The following is a 25,868-nucleotide window of genomic DNA, read 5'->3' on the forward strand; positions in this document are numbered from 1 at the left end:
ACGCCGCACCGCCCGAACGGGCGGTGCGCGTCAACCGATTAGAGAACCGTATCTAGTCGGGGCGCAAACGTTCGCGAGTCGTGCTTCACTCCCGCAGTCGACACACACGGTGCGCGCGATGCGGCATGCGTGTCGATCCGGTGTCATTCGCACCGGCAGCACAATAATCAGGAGAACATGCATGGCCAGATCGATGCGTTCCAGGGTAATGGCAGGGGCAGTGGCATGCGCGATGAGCGTCGCGCCGTTCGCGGGGACGGCCGCGCTGACGACGCTCGCGACGACGCGCACGGCGATGGCGGCAACCGCGCCCGTCGACGACTATGCGACGACGCGCTATCCGATCATTCTCGTGCACGGGCTGACCGGCACCGACAAGTATGCGGGCGTACTCGAGTACTGGTACGGCATCCAGGAAGACCTGCAGCAGCATGGCGCGACCGTCTACGTCGCGAACCTGTCGGGCTTCCAGAGCGACGACGGCCCGAACGGGCGCGGCGAACAGTTGCTGGCTTACGTGAAGACGGTGCTCGCCGCGACCGGCGCGACCAAGGTCAATCTCGTCGGTCACAGCCAGGGCGGGTTGACGTCGCGCTATGTCGCGGCCGTCGCACCCGATCTCGTCGCGTCGGTGACGACGATCGGCACGCCGCATCGCGGCTCCGAGTTCGCCGACTTCGTGCAGGGCGTGCTCGCGTACGATCCGACCGGATTGTCGTCGACGGTGATCGCCGCGTTCGTCAATGTATTCGGCATCCTGACGAGCAGCAGCCACAACACGAACCAGGACGCGCTCGCGTCGTTGAAGACGCTGACCACCGCGCAGGCCGCCACCTACAACCAGAACTATCCGAGCGCGGGCCTCGGCGCGCCCGGAAGCTGCCAGACCGGCGCGTCGACGGAAACCGTCGGCGGCAACACGCATCTGCTGTATTCGTGGGCCGGCACGGCGATCCAGCCGACGCTTTCCGTGCTCGGCGTGACGGGGGCGACGGACACGAGCACCGTTCCGGTCGTCGATCCGGCGAACGCGCTCGACCTGTCGACGTTGGCGCTGTATGGCACGGGCACGGTGATGATCAACCGCGGCTCGGGCCAGAACGACGGGCTCGTGTCGAAGTGCAGCGCACTGTACGGCAAGGTGCTGAGCACGAGCTACAAGTGGAACCATCTCGACGAGATCAACCAGTTGTTGGGCGTGCGCGGCGCGTATGCGGAAGATCCGGTCGCCGTGATCCGCACGCATGCGAACCGGTTGAAGCTCGCGGGCGTGTGATCGATGGCGGAACGTGAAGGGCGCGCGCCGCTGACGCGGCGCGTGGCGATCTACGGTGTCGCGGGGCTGGCGGCGATCGCCGGCGTCGCGATGTGGAGCGGTGCGGGATCGCATCGCGGCGCGGGCGTCGCGAGCGACACGCCGGATACGGCCGCGGTGGGCGGCGTGGCGGCTGCCGCGCCGCAGCCCGCCGTGCCGGCGAGTGCGGGCCTGCCGCCGTCGCTCGCCGGTTCCAGCGCACCACGGTTGCCGCTCGATGCGGGCGGGCATCTCGCGAAGTCGCGCGCGGTGCGCGATTTCTTCGACTATTGCCTGAGTGCGCAGAGCGACCTGAGCGCGGCCGCGCTCGATGCGTTGGTCGTACGCGAGATCGCCGCGCAGCTCGACGGCACGGTCGCGCAGGCCGAGGCGCTCGACGTATGGCACCGGTATCGCGCGTATCTCGATGCGCTCGCGACGTTGCGCGATGCCGGAGCGGTCGACAAGTCGGACCTGGGCGCGCTGCAGGTCGCACTGGATCAGCGCGCGTCGATCGCGTACCGCACGCTCGGCGACTGGAGCCAGCCGTTCTTCGGCGCGGAGCAGTGGCGGCAGCGCTACGACCTGGCGCGATTGAAGATCGTTCAGGATCGCTCACTGACGGATGCGCAGAAGGCCGAGCGACTCGCGGCGCTCGAACAGCAGATGCCGGCCGACGAACGCGACGCGCAGCAGCGGGTGGATCGGCAGCGCGCCGCGATCGACCGGATCGCGCAATTGCAGAAGAGCGGCGCGACGCCCGATGCGATGCGCGCGCAACTGACGCAGACGCTCGGCCCCGAGGCGGCGGCACGCGTCGCGCAGATGCAGCAGGACGATGCGTCGTGGCAGAGCCGTTACGCGGATTACGCGGCGCAGCGTGCGCAGATCGAATCGGCCGGCTTGTCGCCGCAGGATCGCGACGCGCAGATTGGCGCGCTGCGGCAGCGCGTGTTCACGAAGCCCGGCGAAGCCGTGCGCGCGGCATCGCTCGATCGTGGAGCGGGCAGCGCGCATTGACGAATCGGGTGCCGCCGTATGCGGCGGGCTTCATGCCGCGCGCGTGATGTCCCGCGGCAGATGGTGCTCGATGGTATCGGCGAGCGTGTCGAACGCGGGGCGGATGCCTTCGTGCGCGACGCATGCATAGCCGAGCAGCAGGCCCTGCCGCGCGGTGTCGAGGTTGCTGTAGTAGCTGGTGAGCGGGCGCACGATCACGCCCGCGTCGAATGCGCTCTGCGTGACCGCGCGATCGTCGCACGCGCCGGGCAGGCCGAGCACCAGATGCAGGCCGGCCTCGTCCCCCATCACCGGCAGCGCGTCGCCGAAGCGCGCGCGGATCGCGTCGATCATCAGTTGCCGGCGCTCGCCGTACAGCGTGCGCATTCGTCTGACGTGCGAAGTGAGATGGCCGTCCATGATGAATTCGGCGAGCACGGCCTGCTGCATCAACTGGCCTTCGCGATACAGCTCCGACAGCCCGGTGCGGAAGGTGTCGACCAGATGCTCGGGCACGACCATGTAGCCCATCCGCAGCCCCGGGAACAGCATCTTGCCGAGACTGCCGACGTAGATCACGCGGCCGCCGTCGTCGAGCCCCTGCAGCGACGCGAGCGGGCGGCTGCCGTAGCGGAATTCGCTGTCGTAGTCGTCCTCGATGATCCAGCAGCGGTGCTGGCGCGCATATTCGAGCAGCATGCGGCGCCGCGCGAGACTCATCACCATCCCGAGCGGGTACTGATGCGACGGCGTGACGAGCACGAGCCGCGGCGGATGCTGCATGTCGCTCGCGCGCGGGTCGAGCCCTTCCTGGTCGACCGGCACCGGCGCGAGCGCGAGGCCGGCCGCCTGCAGGACGCTGCGCACGCCCCAGTAGCACGGTTCCTCGACCCACGCGCGATCGCCGATGTCGGACAGCAGCCGCACCGCGAGATCGATCGATTGATGGATGCCCGTCGTGATGATCACCTGGTCCGGCGAGCATTTGACCGAGCGCGCGACGCGCAGGTAATCGGCGAGCGCGCGCCGCAGCGGCCGGTAGCCACCGCCCGGCGCATAGGTCAGCAACTCCGGATTGGCTTCCTTCCACAGCCGCGCCTGCAGGCGGCTCCACGTGCGGCTCGGGAATTCCGACACATCCGGCACGCCCGGCATGAACGCCCCCCACTGGCGCCGCGAGACGCCCGCATGCTCGATCAACCGCCGCCCCCGCATCGACAGGCTGCCCTGCGCGTCGGGCGGCGGCGGTTCGTCCGCGACCGACGGCGCCGTGACGCCCGGCACCCGGATCGCGGCGGCGTCCGGCCGCGTGTCGGCCACGTAGGTGCCGCTGCCGGTCGTCGTCAGCACGTAGCCTTCGGCCGTCAGCTGGTCGTACACGTGCAGGACCGTATTGCGCGCGATCGACAGGTCGCCCGCGAGCGTGCGCGAACTCGGCAGCTTTGTTCCTGGCCCCAATTCTCCGGTCAGGATGGCCTGCTGCATCAGTTGCAGCAGTTGCCGGTACATCGGTTCGGGCGAGCTGCGGTCGATGCGGGCGGAGAGCCAGTCGGCGACGATCACGGTATCCAAAGTGGTCCTACTTGGAATATTGAAATGGTTCCCTATTGTAGAACCGTGCGCACCGTATAGTGACTCGCATCTCAAAATCAATTGTCGCGGAGCCAGGGGGACAGCACGATGAAGTCCGATGATGTGATCGTCAGCTTTCGCGGCGTGCGGAAGACCTACGACGGCGAGACGCTCGTCGTCAAATCGCTCGACCTCGACATCCGCCGCGGGGAATTCCTGACGCTGCTCGGGCCGTCCGGCTCGGGCAAGACGACCTGCCTGATGATGCTCGCCGGCTTCGAATTCCCGACCGGCGGGGAGATCCGCCTCGACGGCGAGCTGCTGAACAACGTGCCGCCGCACAAGCGCAACATCGGCATGGTGTTCCAGAACTATGCGCTGTTTCCGCACCTGACGGTCGAGCAGAACGTCGCGTATCCGCTGACGGTGCGCAAGCTGCCGGCCGCCGAGCGCGCGGAGCGCGTCGCGCATGCGCTGAAGATGGTGCAGATGGAGCGCTTCGCGAAACGCTATCCGGCGCAACTGTCGGGCGGCCAGCAGCAGCGCATCGCGCTGGCGCGCGCGCTCGTGTTCGAGCCGAAGCTGGTGCTGATGGACGAGCCGCTCGGCGCGCTCGACAAGCAGTTGCGCGAACACATGCAGTACGAACTGAAGGCGCTGCACGAAAAGCTCGGCGTGACCTTCGTGTACGTGACGCACGACCAGGGCGAGGCGCTGACGATGTCCGATCGCGTCGCCGTGTTCGACAAGGGCATCGTGCAGCAGCTCGATACCGTCGACCGCCTGTACGAATCGCCGTGCAACGAATTCGTCGCGAACTTCATCGGCGACAGCAACCGGCTGCGCGGCACCATCGCGCGCGTCGACGGCGAATTCTGCGAATTCCGGCTCGACGACGGCACGAAGCTCGTCGGCCGCCATATCGGCGAAGCCGCCGAGGGCGCATCGGCCGTCGCGTGCATCCGCCCCGAGCGCATGAGCCTCGCGGCGCACGGCGCGCACGGCGCGAACGGCACCGCCAATTGCGTGAGCGGCGAGGCGCGCAGCCTCATCTATTTCGGCGATCACGTGCGCATGCGCTGCGTGCTGCCGGGCCAGGACGAATGCTTCGTGAAGGTGCCGCTCGGCACCGGCGCGCTCGACGCGTTCTCGCCCGGCGCGCCCGTCTCGCTTGCGTTCTCGCCCGAACATTTGCGCGTATTCGCGTGAGCATGGCTAACCCGGTTTTCCGCAGTACGTCGTCAACAACAAAGCCCACTTCCACCACGAGAGGAGAGGAACCATCATGAAACGAGCAAGCTTCACCGCGCGCCGCACGGCGCTCGCGCTGGCACTGGTCGCGTTCGGCGCATCGGCCACGGCTGCCGAGCTCACGGTCGTCAACTTCGGCGGCGCGAACGGCGACGCGCAGAAGGTCGCGTTCAACCAGCCGTTCGAGAAGGCCACCGGCAACAAGGTCACGGCCGTCGAATACAACGGCGAGCAGGCGAAGGTGAAGGCGATGGTCGAGGCGAAGCACGTCAACTGGGACGTGGTCGAAGTCGAATCGGGCGACCTGAACCGCGGCTGCGACGAAGGGCTGTACGAGAAGCTCGACTGGTCGAAGATCGCGAAGAAATCCGACCTGATCCCGGAAGCGCCGCAGGTGTGCGGCGTCGGCTTCTTCGTGTGGTCGACGGCGCTGTCGTACAACGCCGACAAGCTGAAATCGGCGCCGACCGGCTGGGCCGATTTCTGGAACGTGAAGAAATTCCCCGGCAAGCGCGGGATGCGCAAGGGCGCGCGCTACAACCTCGAATTCGCGCTGATGGCCGACGGCGTCGCGACGAAGGACGTCTACAAGGTGCTCGGCACGAAGGCCGGCCAGGATCGCGCGTTCAAGAAGCTCGACGAGCTGAAGCCGTACATCCAGTGGTGGGAAGCGGGTGCGCAGCCGCCGCAGTTCCTCGTCGCCGGCGACGTCGTGATGTCGACCGCGTACAACGGCCGCATCGACGCCGCGCAGAAGGAAGGCAAGAACCTGAAGGTCGTGTGGAACGGCAGCATCTACGACCTCGACTACTGGGCGATTCCGAAGGGCTCGCCGAACAAGGCGCTCGCCGAGCAGTACATCGCGTACACGCTGACGCCGAAGCCGCAGCAGGCGTATGCGCAGCACATCGCGTACGGCCCGGCGAACATCGCGGCGATCAAGTCGCTCGACGCGAAGACGCTCGCGAACCTGCCGAACTCGCCGGCCAACGGCAAGAACGCGGTGCTGGAGGACATCGGCTTCTGGACCGACCACAGCGACGAGCTCGAACAGCGCTTCGCCGCGTGGGCAACGAAGTAACCGGTCGGGCATCCTCACGGATGTCGTGATGCAACCGGCCGCGCGACGCGTCGATCGCGTCGCGCGGCATTCCGCCGGAGCGTGCCCGGCCGGAGAGAACCGTTGAATACGATGACGATTGCGCCTTCCTCGCCGTCGACCGCCGCACTCAAGCGCGAGCTGAAGGCTGCCGAGGCCCGCAAGCGCACGATGGCGCTGCTGCTGGTGGCGCCGCTCGCGATTTTCCTGCTGCTGATTTTCGTCGTGCCGATCGGCACGCTGCTCACGCGCGCGGTGCAGAACCCGGAGATCGCGACCGCGTTGCCGAACACGGTCGCCGCGCTGGCGGGCTGGGACCGCAAGACGCCGCCGGCGGACGCCGCGTATGTCGCGCTCGCGGCCGACATGACGAAGGTGGCCGACAGCGAGGCGATGGGTGCGCTCGCACGACGGCTGAACACCGAGATTCCCGGCTATCGCTCGCTCGTCGCGAAGACGGCGCGTGCGATGCCGCTGAAGGGCGACGGCGACGCGGCGCCGACGCCTGCGCAGACGCGCGCCAGGCTCATCGACCTCGATGCGCGCTGGGGCGAGATCGCGTACTGGCAGGCGATCGCGAAGAACGGCAGCCAGGTGTCGCCGTTCTACCTGCTTGCGGCGCTCGACCACAAGCAGGACGGCTTCGGCCGCATCGTGCAGGCCGATCCCGACCAGTCGATTTACCTCGCGATCTTCGGGCGCACGTTCGTGATCGGCATCGCCGTCACGCTGTTCGCGCTGCTGCTCGGCTATCCGCTCGCATACTGGATCTCGACGCTGTCGGAACGGCGCGCGAACCTCGCGATGATCCTCGTGCTGATTCCGTTCTGGACCTCGGTGCTCGTGCGCGTCGCCGCATGGATCGTGCTGCTGCAGAGCGAAGGGCTCGTCAACAAGGCGCTGCTCGGCAGCGGGCTGATCTCGCATCCGCTGACGCTGCTGTTCAACCGCGTCGGCGTGTACATCTCGATGACGCACATCCTGCTGCCGTTCATGATCCTGCCGCTCTACAGCGTGATGAAGTCGATTCCGCCGACCTACCAGCGCGCGGCCGTGTCGCTCGGCAGCCATCCGTTCGCCGCGTTCTGGCGCGTGTACGTGCCGCAGACCTATCCGGGTGTCGGCGCGGGCGCGCTGCTCGTGTTCATCCTCGCGATCGGCTACTACATCACGCCCGCGCTGCTCGGCGGGCCGAACGACCAGATGGTCAGCTACTACGTCGCGTATTTCACGAACGTGACGATCAACTGGGGCATGGCGTGTGCGCTCGGCGGGCTGCTGCTCGCGGCGACGCTCGTGCTGTACGCGGTGTACGGGCGCTTCACGCGCACCAACGTGAGCCTCGGCTGAGCGCCGGGCACAGGGAAACGGGAAGGGGATGCCCACCATGAAACTCGCCAGGCCGCTGTTCGCGCCGCACATGTCGTTCGTCGAGCGCGCGTGGTACGTCGCGTTGCGCGTGCTCGTCGTGCTGACGCTGCTGTACCTGATCCTGCCGGTGCTCGCGATCGTGCCGCTGTCGTTCTCGTCGAGCACGTTCCTCGTCTATCCGATTCCGGGTTTCTCCACGCGCTGGTACGAGAACCTGATCGCATCGGACGAGTGGCGGATGGCCGCGAAGAACAGCTTCATCGTCGCGCCGTCGGCGACCGTCGTCGCGACCGTGCTCGGCACGCTCGCGGCCATCGGCCTGACGAAGGCCGACTTTCGCGGCAAGGGGTTGCTGATGGCCGTGCTGCTGTCGCCGATGATCGTGCCCGTCGTCGTGGTCGGCGTCGGCATGTACCTGTTCTTCGCGCCGCTCGGGCTCGCGAATACCTACACGGGGCTGATCGCCGCGCACGCGGCGCTCGGCGTGCCGTTCGTCGTGACGACGGTCGCGGCGACGCTGCAGGGCTTCAACCAGAACCTCGTGCGCGCGAGCCTGTCGCTCGGCGCGAATCCGGTCACGACGTTCTTCCGCGTGACGCTGCCGGTGATCGCGCCGGGCGTGATGTCGGGCGCGCTGTTCGCGTTCGCGACGTCGTTCGACGAAGTCGTCGTCACGCTGTTCCTCGCGGGCGCGGACCAGACGACGCTGCCGCGCCAGATGTTCACGGGCATCCGCGAGAACATCAGCCCGACGATCGCCGCGCTCGCGACGATCCTGATCGTCTTCTCGACGAGCCTGCTGCTGGCGCTCGAATGGCTGCGCGGCCGCAATGCGCGGCGCGCGGTGTCGTAAATAGCGGCGCCGGCCATGCCGTTCGGCGGGCTGCGAGGCTGCCGATCGTTGCGTCTTCAACGATGCCGCGCGCCCGACGCGGCATCGTGAAGCTTTCGTTTTGCCGACTGACGAGGCGGCCGCCTGCACGTTCGATGTGGCTCTGCAACAATACGGCTCGCGGCGCCGCGCGCTCCGTTGCCGTTGCACGGAGGATGCGGTGCCGCGCCGCTTAATCCGCGACGCCGCGCGTCGCTCGTCAGCCGAGCCCATCTTGTCCGAATTCGCTTCCCCCGCCGGCGCGCACGAGCCGGCCGTCAACTGGCGCGCGATGTCCGCCGTGCTGCTGGCCGTCGCGCTCGCGACGCTCGACACCGCGATCGCGAACACCGCGCTGCCCGCCATCGCGACCGACCTGCATGCGTCGCCGGCCGCGTCCGTGTGGATCATCAACGCCTACCAGCTCGCGATGGTCGCGACGCTGCTGCCGTTCGCGTCGCTCGGCGACATCGTCGGCCACAAGCGCGTGTATGTCGCCGGGCTCGCGGTGTTCACGCTGGCGTCGCTCGGCTGCTCGCTCGCGTCGACGCTGCCGACGCTGACGGCCGCGCGCATCGTGCAGGGCTTCGGCGCGAGCGCGATCATGAGCGTGAACGTCGCGCTGATCCGCGGCCTGTTTCCCGCGCACCGGCTCGGGCGCGGCGTCGGTTTCAACGCGCTTGTCGTCGGCGTGTCGTTCGCGGTGGGGCCGACGATCGCGTCGCTGATCCTGTCGGTGGCCGCGTGGCCGTGGCTGTTCGCGGTGAACGTGCCGCTCGGCGTGTTCGCGCTCGCCGTGGCGATTCCGTCGCTGCCGCAGACGGCGCGCGGCAAGCATGCGTTCGATCCGGTTGCCGCGCTGTTCAACGTGATCACGTTCGCGTCGCTGATCTTCGCGCTCGGCGAGTTCGCGCAGCGCGGGCCGCTGACGGTCGTGTTCGCGGCGGCCGCGGTGGCCTTCTCGTTCGGCTGGCTGCTGATCCGCCGCCAGGCCGGGCATCCGGCGCCGATGCTGCCGGTCGACCTGTTCCGCCGGCCCGTGTTCACGCTGTCCGCGCTGACCGCCGTGTGCGCGTTCGCCGCGCAGGGGCTCGCATTCGTGTCGCTGCCGTTCTATTTCGAAACCGTCCTGCATCGCAACGCGGTCGAGACGGGGTTCCTGATGACGCCGTGGTCGGCGATCGTCGCGCTCGCCGCGCCGATCGCGGGGCGGCTGTCGGATCGTTATCCGCCCGGGCTGCTCGGTGCGATTGGCCTGGCGTTGCTGAGTGCGGGCATGGTGTCGCTCGCCGCGCTGCCGGTGTCGCCGGGCGCCGTCGACATCGGCTGGCGGATGATGCTGTGCGGCGCGGGCTTCGGCTTTTTCCAGTCGCCGAACCTGAAAGCGCTGATGTCGAGCGCGCCGCCCGAGCGCAGCGGCGGCGCGAGCGGGATCATCGCGACCGCTCGGCTGATCGGGCAGGCGACGGGCGCGGCGCTGGTTGCGCTGTCGTTCGGGATCGCGGGCCGCCACGGGCCGACGCTTGCGTTGATGCTCGGTGCGGGTTTCGCGGGCGCGGCGAGCGTCGCGAGCGGGCTGCGGCTGTTCGCGCCGTCGCATCGGGCCGGCGCACCGGTCGTGTCGGAGCGCGCGAAGGAACCGGCGGCGGAGTAGGGCACGGCACGATCAAGACCGGCGCACGGCAACCATCGCCGCGCGCCGGCCTTCATGCATCGCTCAGAACCCGCCCGACTTGATCAGCTGGTTGAGGTTCGCGATGTTCAGGCTGCCGAAGCCGGTCGTCGGATCCCACCCGGTGCCGGCCTTGTAGCCATACCCCTGATAGCCGTTGTTGCCCGACACGACGTCATAGCGCACGAGCGACGGATGCGACGGAATATCCGCATAGAAATTGGCGGCGGGGAAGCCGAGGCCCGTGCCGTTCGCCGCGAGCAGCCGCGCCCAGAAGCCCGTGAAGATCGGGGCGGCGAGGCTCGTGCCGCCGATCTGCTGCAACTGGCCGTAGTTGTAGATGTACGCGCCCGTGCTTTGGGCGGCATCGAACGCGACGTCCGGCAACTGGCGATTGCTGCCCGACTGCCACGACGGCGCGGGCAGGATCGTGCTGACGCCGCCGCCCGTCGCCCACAGCTTGCCGTTCGAATCGAGCCCTTCGTTCCACACCGTTTCGTTCGAGAACGCGCCGGCCGACGTCGTGTAGAGCGTCGTGCCGCCGATCGCGAGCACGTGCGGCGACGAAGCCGGCCACGACACCGTGTAGTTCGAGCCGTCCGGGTAGCCGCGGTTGTTGCACTCGTACACGCCTTCGTCGCCGGACGATACCGAGAACGTCTGGCCTTGCGCGGCCGCCGTCGTGAAGATCTGTTCCTCGGCGTCGAGCGTGCCGTCCGCGTTCGCGTCGGTTTCGCACCAGCCGAGCGAGACGTTGATCACCTTCGCGGTGTTGTCCGACACCGCGCGGTTGAACGCCTGCGTGAGGCCGGTGTTGCCGGCGGCGTTGAGGTCCGCCATGTAGAACACCAGCTTGCCGACCTGGCCGCCGGCCGAGCCGACGATCGACTGGCTGTCGAGATCCCATTCGCCCTGGCCGTCCTGGTCGTCGGTGTAGCTGCCGCCCGTGCCGTTGGTCTTGACGGTCTGCGTCGCGACCGTGCCGTAGCCGTTGCTCGACGTGAACTGCTTCAGGTCCTGCAGCGTCTGCGATACGCCGCCGATCGTGATGATGCCGACGGTCACGCCGGCCGCGGTCGGCACGCCGGTCGCGTTGTAGAGGCCCGGAAATTCCTTCGGGTAGTGGCCCGTCGCCGTGCCGGCCGCGAGCGCCTGCGGCTTCGCGACGTTGCCGATGCGCAGCATCGGCCGCGCACGCGCGACGCTTTGCAGCCCGAGCACCGAGCCGACGACGTCGCCGAGCGCACGCGGCACCTGCGCGGTCGACGTGTTGGCGAAGCCCGAACGGCCCGCGTACTGGAAGTGCACGAGCGACGTGTTGAACGCGGTCTTCACCGTGCCGGCCGTGCCGTGCGCGGAGACCAGCAGCCGGTTCGGCGCGACTTCGACGTTCACGAAGCCGCTCTTGCGCAGATAGTCGACGACCGACTTCACCTGCGCGTCGGTCGGCGCGTAGTTCGCGAGGAACTGCTCGTGCGTCAGGTACTGGCGGTAATGCGCGCTGCCGGGCCGGTTCACGTCGCGCGCCAGTTGCTTGAGCTGCGCGGCGTTGCGCAGCTTCAGGCTGACGACGACGTCGGTCGTCTCGCCGGCCGCGAGTTCGAGCGACGGCGCCGCGCTTTGCGCCATCAACTGCGGGCCGGTCAGAAAGGCCTTCGTATGGGTATCGACCCAATCCGTCGTCGCGTGCGCCGCGGCGGCGGCGAACACGAGCGGTGCCACGCACGCGAGGCGGCGGGGCGACGGAAGGGGAAGGGCAAACCAGGCGTTCCTTTTCATCGGGAGTCCTTTTTTAGGAGAGGCGACGTTACTGGAACCCCCGGCCCTTGTGGGGCCGCGAGCGGTGACGAGCGTAGGGCGTCGGTGCCGTTCGGGTAGCTGCCAGTTTCCATAGCTGTCAGTTCTGACAACGCGGGCGCGCGAGTGCGTGCGCGGCGCAGTGCGCGCCGGAAGTGGCGGGGCCGGTGAGCGGAACCGGTTCTCGGTGCGACGGCGCGGCAATGCGTGTCGCTCACACGCACGCGTCGTTCGTTGCAGCATCGGAATATGCGCGAGCGTGGACGGGCGCGCCGCGCGGATGCATGGCGTTTGTGTGTCAATGGCTGCACGTCGGGTCGCACTATGTGGTCATTGGAAGCGACTCGTCAGGAACCGATTCGCGCAGGGACGCGAACGCGGCTGGCCGACCCCGAACGTTTCCCGAACTGTGGAACAGCGCATCGGCCAGTCTTGCAGGCTGCTTTCGAATCGCGCGTCGTCATCGCGGATTAGAGGAAAGACTCGAATCCGGCGTCCGCGCGAGCCGATGCGACGCACGCGCCGGCCGCGCAGGATCGAACGACGTCATTCGCGAAATTCCGCCTTGACGCGCGCCGATCAGCGGATATCCTTCAATCCATAACCGGCCGGTTATGGATTTTGGACGATATGCAAAACGCTCAGGACACGCTTTTCAGGACGCTTGCCGATCCCACGCGCCGCGCGTTATTCGAGCGACTGTGCGCGGAGGGGGAATTGACGGTTGCCGCGCTGACGGCCCACGCGGGCGTCTCGCAGCCGGCCGTATCGAAGCACCTTGGCGTACTGAAGCAGGCCGGGCTCGTGAACGACCGTCACGAAGGCCGGCAGACGCATTACAGCGCGCAGCCGCAAGCGCTGGCCCCGTTGATCGACTGGACGAGCCAGATGGCAGGCTTCTGGCAGAGCCGGTTCGATGCCCTCGAAGATCTGCTCAAAAGGATGGATCAGTAATGAACCACGCCACGACCGAAACGCGCTCCGTCGTCGTCGACCGGGAGCTACCCCATCCGCCAGAGAAGATCTGGCGCGCGCTCACGCAACCGCACCTGATCGAGGCGTGGCTCATGAAGAGCGACTTCGCGCCCGTCGCGGGCCATGCCTTCCGTTTCCGCGCGGACTGGGGCTCGGTCGACTGCACGGTCCTCACGATCGAGCCGCATCGCACGCTGTCCTATACGTGGGCGGCCCACGGGCTCGACAGCATCGTCACATGGACGCTCACGCCGACGCCGGCCGGCACGCACCTGCGCATGGAGCAGGTCGGCTTCCGCCCCGACCAGGAGCAGGCGTACCGCGGCGCGCAGTACGGCTGGGTACGGTTCTTCGACACGCTCGAACAGGTGCTGTCGCGTCCCGACGAAGGCACGGAGGCCCGCGCATGAGGGCACCGGACCTCACACCGTCGGCGCGCATCGATGCGCTGATCGCAGGCATCGCCGACTGGCGCGGCAAGACCTTGGCCGACGTGCGCCAGACGATCCTCGCGGCGCAAGCGGGCATCGTCGAGGAATGGAAATGGATGGGCAGCCCCGTCTGGTCATGCGACGGGATGATCGCGGTGGCGAACGCGCACAAGGGCAAGGTGAAAGTGACGTTCATGCACGGCGCGCAGCTCCCCGATCCGGACAAGCTGTTCAACGACGGCCTCGACGGCAATGCGCGACGCGCGATCGATCTGTTCGAAGGCGACAAGCTCGACAAGCGGGCGTTGAAGAATCTCGTGCGCGCGGCGATCGAATACAACCGCACGCACCTGAAGAAGAACGCGCGAGGCTCGGGCGCGAAAGCGCGCGCAGACAAGGCGGCTTAAGGCCACGTAAAGCCCGGGCGAAAAAAAGCCCGACACGAGGTCGGGCATCCAAATCGGCCGCAACCGCCCGCGAGGCGGCTGCGGCGCCTGCAACAGCCGTGCGCTTACGCTGCGAGCAGCGAGCGCAGCACGAACGGCAGGATCCCGCCGTGCTTGTAGTAGTCGACTTCGATCGGCGTATCGATGCGCAGCAGCACCGGCACGCGCTGGGTTTCGCCGTTCTTGCGATGGATCACGAGCGTGACGTCCTGCTGCGGCTTGAAGTCGTCGCCGAGGCCTTCGATGTCGTACGTCTCTTCGCCGGTGATGCCGAGCGACTGGACGCTGTCCGCGCCCTTGAACTGCAGCGGCAGCACGCCCATGCCGACCAGGTTCGAGCGGTGGATGCGCTCGAAGCTGCGCGCGATCACGGCCTTCACGCCGAGCAACTGCGTGCCCTTCGCGGCCCAGTCGCGCGACGAGCCCGTGCCATACTCTTCGCCCGCGAACACGACGGTCGGCGTGCCGGCGTCGACGTACTTCATCGCCGCATCGTAGATCGACAGCTGTTCGCCGCTCGGCTGGTGGATCGTCAGGCCGCCCTCGACGCGCGTGCCGTCGGCCTTCGCCGGGATCATCAGGTTCTTGATCCGGACGTTCGCGAACGTGCCGCGCATCATCACGTCGTGGTTGCCGCGGCGCGAGCCGTAGCTGTTGAAGTCGGCCTTCTGCACGCCGTTTTCCTTCAGCCACTTGCCGGCCGGCGAATCTTCCTTGATCGAGCCTGCCGGGCTGATGTGGTCGGTCGTGACCGAGTCGCCGAAGATGCCGAGCGCACGCGCGCCCTTGACCGTCGGGATCGACGCAGCCGGCTCCATCGAGAAGTCGTTGCCGAAGAACGGCGGCTCGGCGATGTAGGTCGACTTCGGCCAGTCGTAGACTTCGCCCGATTCGCCCTCGATCTTGCTCCAGAGGTCGCCCTTCTTGGTCAGCTTCGAGTAGTTGTCCTCGAACTTCTTCGGATCGAGCGCGAACTTGAGCAGCGCGTGGATTTCTTCGCTCGTCGGCCAGATGTCGCCGAGGTAGATGTCGCGGCCGCCCTTGCCCTTGCCGACCGGCTCGGTCATCAGGTCGCGCGTGATGTTGCCGGCGATCGCGTACGCGACGACGAGCGGCGGCGACGCGAGGAAGTTCGCGCGGATGTTCGGATGAATGCGCGCTTCGAAGTTACGGTTGCCCGACAGCACGGCCGCCGCGACGATGTCGTTCTTCGTGATCGCTTCGTTCAGTTCCGGCGTCAGGTCGCCCGCGTTGCCGATACAGGTCGTGCAGCCATAGGCCGCGACTTCGAAGCCGAGCTTCGACAGGTAGGGCAGCAGGCCCGTCTTCGTCAGGTATTCGGTGACGATGCGCGATCCCGGCGCGAGCGAGGTCTTGATCTTCGGATCGACCGTGAGGCCGGCCTCGACCGCCTTCTTCGCGAGCAGGCCGGCAGCCAGCAGCACGCTCGGGTTCGACGTGTTCGTGCACGACGTGATCGCGGCGATCAGCACGTCGCCGTTCTTCACGTCGATGCCGTTGCTCGTCGTGTACTGCGTGTTCAGGTCTTCCGCCTTCTTCGCGAAGCCGTTCTCCGCGACCGGCTTCGAGAACAGGTCGGTGAACGTCGACTTGACGTTGCCGATCTCGATGCGGTCCTGCGGGCGCTTCGGGCCGGCCAGCGACGGGGCGACCGTCGCCAGGTCGAGCGTCACCGTCTTCGTGTAGTCGATGTCGCCGGCCTTCGGGATGCCGAACAGGTTCTGCGCCTTGAAGTAGTTTTCGAACGCGGCGATTTCGGCCTTCGTGCGGCCCGTGCCTTCGAAGTAGTCGATCGTCTTTTCGTCGACCGGGAAGAAGCCCATCGTCGCGCCGTATTCCGGCGCCATGTTGCCGATCGTCGCGCGGTCCGGCAGCGACAGCGACTGCGTGCCTTCGCCGAAGAATTCGACGAACTTGCCGACGACCTTCTCCTTGCGCAGCATTTCGGTGATCGTCAGCACCAGGTCGGTGGCCGTCACGCCTTCGCGCAGCCTGCCCTTGAGCTCGACGCCGACGACGTCCGGCGTCAGGAAGTACACCGGCTGGCCGAGCATGCCGGCTTCCGCCTCGATGCCGCCCACGCCCCAGCCGACCACGCCGATGCCGTTGATCATCGTCGTGTGGCTGTCCGTGCCGACGAGCGTGTCCGGGTAGTACACGGTGTCGGCGCCGTCGGTCTTCTTGTGGACGCCGCGCGCGAGGTATTCGAGGTTCACCTGGTGCACGATGCCGACGCCCGGCGGCACGACCTTGAACGTGTCGAACGCCTGCATGCCCCACTTCATGAACTGGTAGCGCTCGTTGTTGCGCTGGAATTCCAGCTTCATGTTCAGGTCGAGCGCGTCCTTCTGGCGGAAGTAGTCGATCTGGACCGAGTGGTCGACGACGAGATCGACCGGCACCAGCGGCTCGATCTTCTTCGGGTTCTTGCCCGTGCGTTCGGCGACGCCGCGCATGGCCGCGATGTCCGCGAGCAGCGGCACGCCCGTGAAGTCCTGCAGCACGACACGCGACACGACGAACGGAATCTCGTCGACGCGTTTCGCGGTCGGCTTCCAGTTCGCGAGCTGCTCGATGTGCTCTTCGGTGATCTTCTTGCCGTCGTAGTTGCGCAGCACGGACTCGAGCACGATGCGGATCGACACCGGCAGGCGTTCGATCTTCGTCTTCAGTTCCTTGCCGAGCTGCGGCAGCGAGTAGAACTTGCCTTTGCCGGAACCGCTGTCGAATTCCTTGAGGGTCTTGTGGAGATTGTGGGCCATGGTGATTTTCCTGGGTTTGAGGCTAGGAAACAACGTGTCCTGCAGCTATATCACATACAAGTCGACGTACTCATCGACCGGCATCGCTTCGAGCTTTGCCTGGTCCAGCGACACGTCGAGAATCGCTTGTTGCTGCTTGGCCGGGAAGCGGCGGGCGAGGTTGGACCGGAATTTGTCGACCAGCAGCGGGATGCCGTCCGCACGGCGCCGCCGATGGCCGAGCGGGTATTCGACCGCCACTTCGGCAAGCTTCGATCCGTCCGTGAACTCGATCGTCAGCGCATTCGCGATCGATCGCTTGTCCGGATCGTGATAATCCTTCGTGAACTGCGGATCCTCGACGCATACGGTCTTCGCGCGCAGCGCGTCGATGCGCGGGTCCGCCGCGGCCGCGTCTTCGTAGTCGGCCGCGGTCAGCCGGCCGAACAGCAGCGGCACGGCGACCATGTACTGGATGCAGTGGTCGCGGTCGGCCGGATTGGCGAGCGGGCCCTGCTTGTCGATGATGCGGATCGCGGCCGCATGCGTGCGGATCGTGATCCGCGCGATCTCGTCGGTCGTGCGGCCCGCCGCGGCGAGCTGCGCGTGCAGCTGCAGCGCGGCCTCGGCGGCCGTCTGCGCATGGAATTCGGCGGGGAACGCGATCTTGAACAGCACGTTTTCCATCACGTACGTGCCGTACGGGCGCTGGAAGCGGAACGGCTTGCCGTCGAACAGCACGTCGTAGAAGCCCCAGGTCTTGGCGGTGAGCGCCGATGGATAGCCCATTTCACCCGTTTTCGCGATCAGCGCGAGGCGCACCGCGCGGGACGTGGCGTCGCCGGCCGCCCAGGACTTGCGCGAACCGGTGTTCGGCGCATGGCGGTAGGTGCGCAGCGCGTGTCCGTCGACGAACGCATGGGAGACCGCGTTGATCAGCTCGTCGCGCGTGAGCCCGAGCAGCCGGCCGACGACGGCCGTCGACGCGACCTTCACGAGCAGCACGTGGTCGAGCCCGACCGCGTTGAACGCGTTCTCGAGCGCGAGGCAGCCCTGGATCTCGTGGGCCTGGATCATCGCGACCAGCACGTCGCGCATCGCGAGCGGCTTGCGGCCGGCCGCGCGGGCCGTGCGGGAGAGCCAGTCGGCCGTCGCCAGGATTCCGCCGAGATTGTCGGACGGATGACCCCATTCGGCGGCGAGCCAGGTGTCGTTGAAGTCCAGCCAGCGGATCATCGCGCCGATGCCGAACGCGGCCTGGACGGGATCGAGCTGGAAGGACGTGCCGGGCACCTTCGCGCCGTTCGGCACGATCGTGCCGGGCACGACCGGGCCGAGCAGCTTGGTGCAGGCAGGGTAGGACAGCGCCTCGAGTCCGCATCCGAGCGTGTCGATCAGGCAATGACGCGCCGTCTCCAGCGCGAGCGCGCTGTCGATGCCGGGGTTCAGCACGTAGTCGACGATGTCGACGAGTACCGTATCCGGAGCAGGGCGGACGTTGGAGACCGGGGCGGACATCGAGGGGCCGAGAGGAACGTGCTTAGTTCGTTGCCGGCTTCAGCTCGTTCGCCTGCGTCGGCGCTGCGCCGCCTTGTGCCATTTCCGGCGTCACGCATTCGTCAGCGAGGCGCTCGCCGCCGTTTGCGTCGGAGAACAGCATCGCCTTGCTCGGGATCACGACCAGCTTGAAGCCGGCTGCCGGATCGTAGAACGTGTCGGCGCCCGTCGTCGTGGCCTGACGCGGCAGCTTGTAGTTCTTCTTCGCCCAGTGAACCGTGACGACCTGGTCGCGCTTCATGTCGCCGGCGAGGTCGAACGACAGACCTTCCTTGCAGGACCACTTGACCGCGCCGTCCGGTACCGGATCGACCTTGGCGGCCGCGCGCGCCTGCGCCTTCTTGCTGCGCGGGATGATGCGCTTGGCCGGCGCCGGGCGCTTGGCCGTGGCCTTCTTCGTGGTGGCCGTACCCTGGGCAAACGCGCTCGGAGCCGACACCAGCATCGTGGCGGACAAGGCGCCGATGGCGGTAGCGATCAGGAGTTTCTTCATGGAGTCAGAACCTTTCGATAATCAGTTGACAAGGGCCGGCAATCGAAACTGTCGGCCGGTTTGAAACTGCACGCGCCCCGAAAGCGCGCAGCGGCCGCTATTTTCACCTATTTGGCCGCGCATACATCAGGTTTTCGGGCTCCGTTACGTTTTTTGTCGTTTCGCAAACGTCTGTCCGGTTCGCGAAATCGCGAATGCATGAAACTCGTGTATCGGCCGGCGGCGCGCACTCAACGCGCGGCACCCGCGGCGGCCGGGCCGAACAGCGGCGCGGCGTCGTCCGGTACGGGCTGGCCGGTGGCCCGCGCGCGGCGCAGCACCGACCAGTAATAACGATAACTCGCGCGATCGTGCAGCGTATCGCCGTGGCGCGTCGGGCCCCAGTCGGCGGCCTGCGCGGCCAGCAGGATCTCGGCGGCGAGCGTGACTTCGTCGGTGCGCGGTGCGAACGCGTCGACGATCGGACGGATCTGCGCGGGGTGGATGCTCCACATCCGCGTGAAGGCGAACTCGTCGCGCGCGCGGCGTGCGTCGCCGGCGACGACACCCATGTCGCGCACCTCGGTCGTCACGTTGTGCGACGGCGTCTTGCCGTGCGCGTGACAGGCCGCGGCGATTTCCAGCTTCGCGCGGCGGACGAGCGGGTGGTCGAACTGGCCGGGCGAGCGCATCGCGGTATCGGGGATCGCGCCGTGGTGCGCGGAGACGAAATCCATCAGCCCGAAGCTCAGCGTGCCGACCGTCGGCAGCGCGGCGAGGGCGGCCGCCTGCGCGAGCGCGCCGTGCGTCTCGACCAGCACGTCGACCGCGATCGGCTGCGCGATGCCGAGCTCGCGGCGCGTGCCTTCGATGAACGCGGTCATTTCGGCCGCGTCGGCGGCGTTCGCGACCTTCGGCAGTGTGATGTAGGCGGGTGCGCGCGCTGCGCGCAGCACGATGCGCACGTCGTCGCGCCAGTGCGGGTGGGAAAAGTCGTGGATGCGGACGCCGACGCGGCCGAAGCGGTTCTCGGCGCTGCCGAGCAGGTCGGCGACGAGCGCCGCGTGCGCGGCTTCCTGGCCGACGGCCGCACCGTCCTCGCAGTCGAGCGTGACGTCGAACACGGGGCCCAGCTCGGCCTGCAGCGCGAGCGACTTGCGCATCAGCTTCTCGCTGCCCGCGTAGTGATCGCAGCAGGGCAGGATCGCGGGCGGTGACGCCCCGTCGTACAGCACTTGTGCAGGAGTGAGCGCGGCCATCTCGTCTACGTCAGGGAAGCGGGTCAACGTGGAGAAAATCGGATTCGGGCAGGTTCTGGGCCGGCGCGCGGCGGGCGCGGGCGGCAAAACGTGCGCGAATCGGATCGATCGGCAGGGCCGGCGGCGTGCCGGCCCGTACCGAAGCCGGGCGCCCCGAAGGTCGCCCGGCGCGATGCGTGAGGCTTAGTTCTTCAGCAGGTGGGCGACGCCGTCGCGCTCTTCGAGCAGCTCGGCCAGCGTGCCGTCCATCTTCTCGCGCGAGAACGCGTCGATTTCCAGGCCTTCGACGCGCTTGTACTCGCCGTTTTCGCAGGTGACCGGCACGCCGTAGATGATGTCTTCGGGGATGCCGTACGAGCCGTCCGACGGGATGCCCATCGTGACCCACTTGCCGTTCGTGCCGAGCACCCAGTCACGGACGTGGTCGATCGCCGCGTTGGCTGCCGACGCGGCCGACGACAGGCCGCGCGCTTCGATGATCGCCGCGCCGCGCTTGCCGACGGTCGGGATGAACGTGTCGCGGTTCCACACGTCGTCGTTGATCAGCTTCAGCAGCGATTCGCCTTCGGCGGTCGCGAAGCGGAAGTCGGGGTACATCGTCGGCGAGTGGTTGCCCCACACGGCGAGCTTCTCGATCGACGCGACCGGCTTGCCCGACTTGGCGGCGAGCTGCGACAGCGCGCGGTTGTGGTCGAGGCGCAGCATGGCCGTGAAGTTCTTCTTCGGCAGATCCGGCGCCGACTTCATCGCGATGTATGCGTTCGTGTTCGCCGGGTTGCCGACGACCAGCACCTTCACGTCGCGGCTGGCGACTTCGTTCAGCGCAGCGCCCTGAACCGTGAAGATCTCGGCGTTCGCCGACAGCAGGTCCTTGCGCTCCATGCCCTTCGAGCGCGGACGTGCACCGACCAGCAGCGCGACGTCTGCATCCTTGAATGCCACCTTCGGATCGTCGGTGATCACGACGCCTGCGAGCAGCGGGAACGCGCAGTCGTCGAGTTCCATCACGACGCCTTTGACGGCGGCTTGGGCTTGCGGGAGGTCGAGCAGTTGCAGGATGACCGGCTGATCCTTGCCGAGCAGGTCGCCGTTCGCGATGCGGAACAGCAGGGAATAAGCGATTTGACCTGCGGCGCCGGTGACGGCAACGCGCTTTGCGGGCTTAGCCATTGAAAATCTCCAGGACGGGTGAAGCGTTGGACGCGAGCGAAAACGCCATTCTATGCGCGTTGTGCGTAGCGTTGCATTGAAGCAGGGCGGAGGACTCGCGATGGCGGACGCGGTGAACCTGGAGACGGCCGTGGCACGTAGCCGGGGACGCGCTGTTGCACCCGCGAACCCTTGCTCGACCGGGAGTGTAGGAGCCGTCACGCGCAAAGTCAAACGGTATCATATGTCTTATATAAGACAGATGTTTTGCGGAAATTGAGTGGACGAAAAAGTGCGGTTTGTGATGAAATGCGCGCCATGACATCGAACCAGGCGAACACCGCGAATCAGACCGGCGCAGGGGGCCCAGGGCAGCCCGGCGCGGGCGATGCCGCAGCCTCGCCCGCGGCGTCCGCGTCGCCGACGTTCAGCCCGTTATACCAGCAGATCAAGTCATTGATCACGCAAAGTCTCGAATCCGGCGAATGGAAGCCCGGCGAGATCATCCCCAGCGAAGTGGAGCTCGCGGCCCGCTACAAGGTCAGCCAGGGCACCGTGCGCAAGGCGATCGACGAGCTGGCCGCCGAAAACCTCGTGGTCCGGCGGCAGGGCAAGGGTACGTTTGTTGCAACGCACAACGAGGATCGCGCGCAATTCCGCTTCCTGCGGCTGCTGGCCGACGACGGCGCCGAGCACCCGCACGTGAGCCGCCTGCTCGAATGCCGGCGCCTGCGCGCGCCGGCCGAGATCGCGCGGCAGCTCGACCTGAAGCCCGCCGATCCGGTCGTGCAGGTGCGCCGCCTGCTGGAATTCGACGGCGAAGTGACGGTGCTCGACGAGATCTGGCTGCCGGGCGCGATGTTCCGCGGGCTCACGTTCGAGCGGCTGAGCGAGTACAAGGGGCCGCTCTACGCGATGTTCGAGACGGAGTTCGGTACGCGGATGATCCGCGCGACTGAGAAGATCCGCGCGGTGGCGGCGGATCCGGCGGTGGCCGACCTGCTGCACGTGCCGGCGGGCTTCCCGCTGCTGTCGGTCGAGCGCGTGTCCTATACGTACGGGGACCGGCCGGTGGAGGTGCGTCGCGGCTGGTATGTCACAACCGGGTACTACTATCAGAATGACTTGAGCTGACGACGTTCGGCTCAGCCGCGTGCCTTCGCGTTTCCCACGCTCGCGAAGCACGTTTCGGGCCGCCTTTGTTCTTGTTCGCGCAATTATCCAGAGCAGACTTTCGCTGCAGCGCGATATAAAAAGGCGCTAAAATCGCGGATTAGTGTGACAACATAGTAGGGGTCTAGCATGACTGACGCAGTAAGAAAGCCGAGGCCGGAATACCGGAACATCGGAATCGGCGACATCACGTTGAAATATCGCATGCCGCTGGCGGCGACATTGTCGATTCTCCATCGTATCAGCGGCGCGCTGCTGTTCCTGTTCCTGCCGTTCCTGCTGTTCCTCTTCGACCAGAGCCTCACCTCCGAGCTCAGCTTCGAAGTCTTCAAGGCTTTCCTCTCCAACATCGTCGTCAAGCTGATCGTCCTCGCGTTGTCGTGGGCCTTCTTCCACCATTTCTGCGCCGGCATTCGCCACCTGCTGATGGACGTCAACCACGACGCCGTCTCGAAGGAAGGCGGCAAGCGGACGGCCGTCGTCGTCTTTGTCGTCTCGATCGCGCTGACGATCGCCATGGCACTCAAACTGTTCGGAGCATTCTAAGAAAATGGCAGCCAATAACCGAATCGGCTCGAAGCGCCTCGTCGTCGGCGCACACTACGGCCTGCGCGACTGGCTCGCGCAGCGCGTCACCGCCACGATCATGGCGGTCTACACGGTCATTCTGCTCGTCCTCTTCTTCGGCGCGCACGATTTCTCGTACGAAGGCTGGGCATCGATCTTCGCCGCGCAATGGATGAAGCTCGCGACCTTCGTGATGCTGCTCTCCCTCTTCTACCACGCATGGGTCGGCGTGCGCGACATCTGGATGGACTACGTGAAGCCCGTCGGTGTGCGCCTGCTGCTGCAATCGCTGACCATCGTCTGGCTGCTCGCATGCGCGGGCTATGCCGCGCAGATTCTCTGGAGAGTGTAAAGAATGGCTGCAATCAAAACTTCCCTCCCGCGCCGCAAGTTCGACGTCGTGATCGTCGGCGCAGGCGGCTCCGGCTTGCGCGCAGCGCTGCAACTGTCGCGCGCGGGCCTGTCGGTCGGCGTGCTGTCGAAGGTGTTCCCGACGCGTTCGCACACGGTCGCCGCGCAAGGCGGCATCGGTGCGTCGCTCGGCAACATGAGCGAAGACAACTGGCACTTCCACTTCTACGACACGATCAAGGGCTCCGACTGGCTCGGCGACCAGGACGCGATCGAATTCATGTGCCGTGAAGCGCCGAACGTCGTGTACGAGCTCGAGCACTTCGGCATGCCGTTCGACCGCAACGCGGACGGCACGATCTACCAGCGCCCGTTCGGCGGCCACACCGCGAACTACGGCGAGAAGCCGGTCCAGCGCGCTTGCGCGGCCGCCGACCGTACCGGTCACGCGCTGCTGCACACGCTGTACCAGCAGAACGTCGAGGCGAAGACGCAGTTCTTCGTCGAATGGATGGCGCTCGACCTGATCCGCGACGCGGACGGCGACGTGCTCGGCGTGACGGCCCTCGAGATGGAGACGGGCGACGTCTACATCATGGAAGGCAAGACGACGCTGTTCGCGACGGGCGGCGCAGGCCGGATCTTCGCGGCGTCGACGAACGCGTTCATCAACACCGGCGACGGCCTCGGCATGGCCGCGCGCTCGGGCATCGCGCTGCAGGACATGGAGTTCTGGCAGTTCCACCCGACCGGCGTGGCCGGCGCGGGCGTGCTGATCACCGAAGGCGTGCGCGGCGAGGGCGGCATCCTGCGCAACTCGAACGGCGAGCGCTTCATGGAGCGCTATGCACCGACGCTGAAGGATCTGGCGCCGCGTGACTTCGTGTCGCGTTCGATGGACCAGGAAATCAAGGAAGGCCGCGGCGTCGGTCCGAACAAGGACCACGTGCTGCTCGACCTGTCGCACATCGGCGCCGAGACGATCATGAAGCGTCTGCCGTCGATCCGCGAAATCGCGCTGAAGTTCGCGAACGTCGACTGCATCAAGGAACCGATCCCGGTCGTCCCGACGATCCACTACCAGATGGGCGGCATCCCGACCAACATCCACGGTCAGGTCGTCGGCACGTCGCGCGATCACAAGGAACCGGTCAACGGCTTCTACGCAGTGGGCGAATGCTCGTGCGTGTCCGTGCACGGCGCGAACCGCCTCGGTACGAACTCGCTGCTGGACCTCGTGGTGTTCGGCCGTGCGGCCGGCAACCACATCGTCGAGCACGTGAAGAACCAGAAGGAACACAAGCCGCTGCCGGCCGACGCAGGCGAATTCTCGCTGGCGCGCCTCGCGAAGCTCGACAAGTCGACGTCGGGCGAATACACGCAGGACGTCGCGAACGACATCCGCTCGACGATGCAGAAGCACGCAGGCGTGTTCCGCACGTCGGAACTGCTGAAGGAAGGCGTCGACCAGATGGCCGGCCTGAAGGCGCGCGTGGAAAACATCCACCTGAAGGACAAGTCGAAGGTGTTCAACACCGCGCGCGTCGAAGCGCTCGAGCTGGAGAACCTGATCGAAGTGGCCCGCGCGACGATGGTGTCGGCGGAAGCGCGCAAGGAAAGCCGCGGCGCGCACGCGCACAGCGACTACGAGCACCGCGACGACGAGAACTGGCTGCGCCACACGCTGTGGTACAGCGAAGGCGATCGCCTCGACTACAAGCCGGTACAAATGAAGCCGCTGACGGTCGAATCCGTGCCGCCGAAGCCGCGCACGTTCTAAGCCGAGTCAAAGGAATCCGAAATGGCAAAACGCATTTTTGAAGTCTACCGCTACGATCCGGACAAGGACGCGGCGCCGCGCATGCAGACGTACGAGCTCGAGATCCAGCATGAGCGCATGCTGCTCGACGCACTGGTCAAGCTGAAGGCCCTGGACGAGACGCTGTCGTTCCGCCGTTCGTGCCGCGAAGGCGTGTGCGGCTCGGACGCGATGAACATCAACGGCAAGAACGGTCTCGCGTGCCTGACGAACCTGAACGACCTGCCGCAGAAGATCGTGCTGCGCCCGCTGCCGGGCCTGCCCGTCGTGCGCGACCTGATCGTCGACATGACGCACTTCTTCAACCAGTATCACTCGATCAAGCCGTACCTGATCAACGACGCGCCGCCGCCCGAGAAGGAGCGCCTGCAGTCGCCGGAAGAGCGCGACGAGCTCGACGGCGTGTACGAGTGCATTCTGTGCGCGAGCTGCTCGACGTCGTGCCCGAGCTTCTGGTGGAACCCGGACAAGTTCGTCGGCCCGGCCGGCCTGCTGCAGGCTTACCGCTTCATCGCGGACAGCCGCGACACCGCCACCGGCGAGCGTCTGGACAACCTCGAAGACCCGTACCGTCTGTTCCGTTGCCACACGATCATGAACTGCGTCGACGTGTGCCCGAAGGGCCTGAACCCGACGAAGGCGATCGGCAAGATCAAGGAACTGATGGTTCGCCGCGCGGTATAAAGTTTGATGAGCGACGATTCGCATCAATCCGACCCGCACCGTCGCGCACGCCTTCGCTGGCGTGCGCGGCGGGGTCTGCTGGAGAACGACATCGTGTTCGAGCGTTTCTTCGGCAGATACGAGCATGACCTCACCGATGCAGACGTAGGCGCGTTGTCGCGCCTGCTCGATCTGAGCGACAACGACCTGATGGACTTGCTCCTCGCGCGCAAGGAACCAGAAGGCGACCTAGACAGCCCGGATGTTCACCGGCTGTTGGAGATGCTGCGCAACGTGTAATCACGTTCCGCCCGTTAT

At 66.7% G+C, this 25,868-nt stretch carries 23 protein-coding genes; 16 read left to right on the forward strand and 7 right to left on the reverse strand.

The window, feature by feature from the left end; genetic code table 11:
• Window positions 1–181: 181 nt before the first annotated feature.
• Window positions 182–1,276 carry a triacylglycerol lipase gene (locus WS95_RS21180; protein WP_059825602.1) on the forward strand — a complete coding sequence of 365 codons (1,095 nt, stop codon included), beginning with the start codon at window positions 182–184 and terminating at the stop codon, window positions 1,274–1,276.
• A 3-nt stretch (window positions 1,277–1,279) separates the two neighbouring features.
• Window positions 1,280–2,314 carry a lipase secretion chaperone gene (locus tag WS95_RS21185; protein WP_059825605.1) on the forward strand — a complete coding sequence of 345 codons (1,035 nt, stop codon included), beginning with the start codon at window positions 1,280–1,282 and terminating at the stop codon, window positions 2,312–2,314.
• 30 nt (window positions 2,315–2,344) lie between these two features.
• Here WS95_RS21185 and pdxR read toward each other — a convergent pair whose 3' ends face one another.
• Window positions 2,345–3,865, reverse strand: coding sequence for a MocR-like pyridoxine biosynthesis transcription factor PdxR (pdxR, locus tag WS95_RS21190; RefSeq protein WP_059825608.1), 1,521 nt, complete (start codon window positions 3,863–3,865; stop codon window positions 2,345–2,347).
• A gap of 108 nt (window positions 3,866–3,973) precedes the next feature.
• Here pdxR and WS95_RS21195 point away from each other — a divergent pair, with 108 nt between their 5' ends.
• From WS95_RS21195 to WS95_RS21215, 5 genes are all read left to right on the forward strand, one after another.
• Window positions 3,974–5,074 carry an ABC transporter ATP-binding protein gene (locus WS95_RS21195; protein ID WP_059825611.1) on the forward strand — a complete coding sequence of 367 codons (1,101 nt, stop codon included), beginning with the start codon at window positions 3,974–3,976 and terminating at the stop codon, window positions 5,072–5,074.
• A gap of 76 nt (window positions 5,075–5,150) precedes the next feature.
• Window positions 5,151–6,197 carry an ABC transporter substrate-binding protein gene (locus WS95_RS21200; RefSeq protein ID WP_034205198.1) on the forward strand — a complete coding sequence of 349 codons (1,047 nt, stop codon included), beginning with the start codon at window positions 5,151–5,153 and terminating at the stop codon, window positions 6,195–6,197.
• A gap of 111 nt (window positions 6,198–6,308) precedes the next feature.
• A complete protein-coding gene (locus WS95_RS21205; protein ID WP_059825671.1) occupies window positions 6,309–7,565 on the forward strand; it encodes an ABC transporter permease in 1,257 nt (418 codons plus the stop codon).
• A gap of 37 nt (window positions 7,566–7,602) precedes the next feature.
• Window positions 7,603–8,439, forward strand: coding sequence for an ABC transporter permease (locus tag WS95_RS21210; protein ID WP_027782591.1), 837 nt, complete (start codon window positions 7,603–7,605; stop codon window positions 8,437–8,439).
• Window positions 8,440–8,692: 253 nt separating this feature from the next.
• Entirely contained in the window at window positions 8,693–10,111 is a 1,419-nt protein-coding gene (locus tag WS95_RS21215) for an MFS transporter (RefSeq protein ID WP_082746968.1), read from the forward strand.
• 63 nt (window positions 10,112–10,174) lie between these two features.
• On the opposite strand, the gene WS95_RS21220 is transcribed toward WS95_RS21215, so the two are convergent.
• Complete coding sequence (locus tag WS95_RS21220) at window positions 10,175–11,908, reverse strand: S53 family peptidase (RefSeq protein WP_059784013.1); 1,734 nt, start codon at window positions 11,906–11,908, stop codon at window positions 10,175–10,177.
• 648 nt (window positions 11,909–12,556) lie between these two features.
• On the opposite strand from WS95_RS21220, the gene WS95_RS21225 reads away from it, so the two are divergent.
• From WS95_RS21225 to WS95_RS21235, 3 genes are read left to right on the forward strand one after another with little or no spacing between them, the layout of a single operon-like run.
• A complete protein-coding gene (locus WS95_RS21225) occupies window positions 12,557–12,880 on the forward strand; it encodes an ArsR/SmtB family transcription factor (RefSeq protein WP_034205195.1) in 324 nt (107 codons plus the stop codon).
• A complete protein-coding gene (locus WS95_RS21230) occupies window positions 12,880–13,311 on the forward strand; it encodes an SRPBCC family protein (RefSeq protein WP_059825612.1) in 432 nt (143 codons plus the stop codon). Before WS95_RS21225 ends, WS95_RS21230 begins: the two co-directional genes overlap by 1 nt.
• On the forward strand, window positions 13,308–13,739 hold the full coding sequence (locus tag WS95_RS21235; protein ID WP_059825613.1) for a DUF1801 domain-containing protein: 432 nt from the start codon (window positions 13,308–13,310) through the stop codon (window positions 13,737–13,739). Before WS95_RS21230 ends, WS95_RS21235 begins: the two co-directional genes overlap by 4 nt.
• 104 nt (window positions 13,740–13,843) lie before the next feature.
• Here the strand turns inward: WS95_RS21235 and acnA are convergent, their stop codons facing one another.
• From acnA to WS95_RS21260, 5 genes are all read right to left on the reverse strand, one after another.
• Window positions 13,844–16,561, reverse strand: coding sequence for an aconitate hydratase AcnA (gene acnA, locus WS95_RS21240; protein WP_059825616.1), 2,718 nt, complete (start codon window positions 16,559–16,561; stop codon window positions 13,844–13,846).
• 45 nt (window positions 16,562–16,606) lie between these two features.
• Window positions 16,607–18,058, reverse strand: coding sequence for a bifunctional 2-methylcitrate dehydratase/aconitate hydratase (locus WS95_RS21245; RefSeq protein ID WP_059825619.1), 1,452 nt, complete (start codon window positions 18,056–18,058; stop codon window positions 16,607–16,609).
• 22 nt (window positions 18,059–18,080) lie between these two features.
• Window positions 18,081–18,590: a hypothetical protein gene (locus WS95_RS21250; protein WP_034205190.1), complete on the reverse strand. Its 510-nt coding sequence runs from the start codon at window positions 18,588–18,590 to the stop codon at window positions 18,081–18,083.
• A gap of 230 nt (window positions 18,591–18,820) precedes the next feature.
• Window positions 18,821–19,828 carry an HpcH/HpaI aldolase/citrate lyase family protein gene (locus WS95_RS21255; RefSeq protein WP_059825622.1) on the reverse strand — a complete coding sequence of 336 codons (1,008 nt, stop codon included), beginning with the start codon at window positions 19,826–19,828 and terminating at the stop codon, window positions 18,821–18,823.
• A gap of 183 nt (window positions 19,829–20,011) precedes the next feature.
• Window positions 20,012–20,998, reverse strand: coding sequence for a malate dehydrogenase (locus WS95_RS21260; RefSeq protein ID WP_006487742.1), 987 nt, complete (start codon window positions 20,996–20,998; stop codon window positions 20,012–20,014).
• A 288-nt stretch (window positions 20,999–21,286) separates the two neighbouring features.
• Here WS95_RS21260 and WS95_RS21265 point away from each other — a divergent pair, with 288 nt between their 5' ends.
• From WS95_RS21265 to WS95_RS21290, 6 genes are all read left to right on the forward strand, one after another.
• Window positions 21,287–22,111: a GntR family transcriptional regulator gene (locus tag WS95_RS21265; RefSeq protein WP_080747666.1), complete on the forward strand. Its 825-nt coding sequence runs from the start codon at window positions 21,287–21,289 to the stop codon at window positions 22,109–22,111.
• 168 nt (window positions 22,112–22,279) lie between these two features.
• On the forward strand, window positions 22,280–22,696 hold the full coding sequence (gene sdhC / locus WS95_RS21270) for a succinate dehydrogenase, cytochrome b556 subunit (RefSeq protein ID WP_034205188.1): 417 nt from the start codon (window positions 22,280–22,282) through the stop codon (window positions 22,694–22,696).
• A gap of 4 nt (window positions 22,697–22,700) precedes the next feature.
• The gene (gene sdhD / locus WS95_RS21275; RefSeq protein ID WP_006487767.1) at window positions 22,701–23,069 is read left to right on the forward strand and encodes a succinate dehydrogenase, hydrophobic membrane anchor protein; all 369 of its coding nucleotides are present in this window, start codon (window positions 22,701–22,703) and stop codon (window positions 23,067–23,069) included.
• Window positions 23,070–23,072: 3 nt separating this feature from the next.
• Complete coding sequence (gene sdhA, locus WS95_RS21280; RefSeq protein WP_034205187.1) at window positions 23,073–24,848, forward strand: succinate dehydrogenase flavoprotein subunit; 1,776 nt, start codon at window positions 23,073–23,075, stop codon at window positions 24,846–24,848.
• Window positions 24,849–24,869: 21 nt separating this feature from the next.
• Window positions 24,870–25,571, forward strand: a complete 702-nt coding sequence (locus WS95_RS21285; protein ID WP_006479352.1) for a succinate dehydrogenase iron-sulfur subunit — start codon at window positions 24,870–24,872, stop codon at window positions 25,569–25,571.
• 6 nt (window positions 25,572–25,577) lie between these two features.
• Window positions 25,578–25,850: an FAD assembly factor SdhE gene (locus WS95_RS21290; protein WP_034205186.1), complete on the forward strand. Its 273-nt coding sequence runs from the start codon at window positions 25,578–25,580 to the stop codon at window positions 25,848–25,850.
• Window positions 25,851–25,868: the final 18 nt, after the last annotated feature.

This window comes from Burkholderia sp. MSMB1826 (genome assembly GCF_001526325.1).
GTDB lineage: Bacteria > Pseudomonadota > Gammaproteobacteria > Burkholderiales > Burkholderiaceae > Burkholderia.

Coding starts and splice junctions, on each gene's coding strand:
- WS95_RS21180 (WP_059825602.1), top strand. CDS start 182: ATGGCCAGATCGATGCGTTCCAGGGTAATGGCAGGGGCAGTGGCATGC.
- WS95_RS21185 (WP_059825605.1), top strand. CDS start 1,280: ATGGCGGAACGTGAAGGGCGCGCGCCGCTGACGCGGCGCGTGGCGATC.
- WS95_RS21195 (WP_059825611.1), top strand. CDS start 3,974: ATGAAGTCCGATGATGTGATCGTCAGCTTTCGCGGCGTGCGGAAGACC.
- WS95_RS21200 (WP_034205198.1), top strand. CDS start 5,151: ATGAAACGAGCAAGCTTCACCGCGCGCCGCACGGCGCTCGCGCTGGCA.
- WS95_RS21205 (WP_059825671.1), top strand. CDS start 6,309: ATGACGATTGCGCCTTCCTCGCCGTCGACCGCCGCACTCAAGCGCGAG.
- WS95_RS21210 (WP_027782591.1), top strand. CDS start 7,603: ATGAAACTCGCCAGGCCGCTGTTCGCGCCGCACATGTCGTTCGTCGAG.
- WS95_RS21220 (WP_059784013.1), bottom strand. CDS start 11,908: ATGAAAAGGAACGCCTGGTTTGCCCTTCCCCTTCCGTCGCCCCGCCGC.
- WS95_RS21225 (WP_034205195.1), top strand. CDS start 12,557: ATGCAAAACGCTCAGGACACGCTTTTCAGGACGCTTGCCGATCCCACG.
- WS95_RS21230 (WP_059825612.1), top strand. CDS start 12,880: ATGAACCACGCCACGACCGAAACGCGCTCCGTCGTCGTCGACCGGGAG.
- WS95_RS21235 (WP_059825613.1), top strand. CDS start 13,308: ATGAGGGCACCGGACCTCACACCGTCGGCGCGCATCGATGCGCTGATC.
- acnA (WP_059825616.1), bottom strand. CDS start 16,561: ATGGCCCACAATCTCCACAAGACCCTCAAGGAATTCGACAGCGGTTCC.
- WS95_RS21245 (WP_059825619.1), bottom strand. CDS start 18,058: ATGTCCGCCCCGGTCTCCAACGTCCGCCCTGCTCCGGATACGGTACTC.
- WS95_RS21250 (WP_034205190.1), bottom strand. CDS start 18,590: ATGAAGAAACTCCTGATCGCTACCGCCATCGGCGCCTTGTCCGCCACG.
- WS95_RS21255 (WP_059825622.1), bottom strand. CDS start 19,828: ATGGCCGCGCTCACTCCTGCACAAGTGCTGTACGACGGGGCGTCACCG.
- WS95_RS21260 (WP_006487742.1), bottom strand. CDS start 20,998: ATGGCTAAGCCCGCAAAGCGCGTTGCCGTCACCGGCGCCGCAGGTCAA.
- WS95_RS21265 (WP_080747666.1), top strand. CDS start 21,287: ATGCGCGCCATGACATCGAACCAGGCGAACACCGCGAATCAGACCGGC.
- sdhC (WP_034205188.1), top strand. CDS start 22,280: ATGACTGACGCAGTAAGAAAGCCGAGGCCGGAATACCGGAACATCGGA.
- sdhD (WP_006487767.1), top strand. CDS start 22,701: ATGGCAGCCAATAACCGAATCGGCTCGAAGCGCCTCGTCGTCGGCGCA.
- sdhA (WP_034205187.1), top strand. CDS start 23,073: ATGGCTGCAATCAAAACTTCCCTCCCGCGCCGCAAGTTCGACGTCGTG.
- WS95_RS21285 (WP_006479352.1), top strand. CDS start 24,870: ATGGCAAAACGCATTTTTGAAGTCTACCGCTACGATCCGGACAAGGAC.
- WS95_RS21290 (WP_034205186.1), top strand. CDS start 25,578: ATGAGCGACGATTCGCATCAATCCGACCCGCACCGTCGCGCACGCCTT.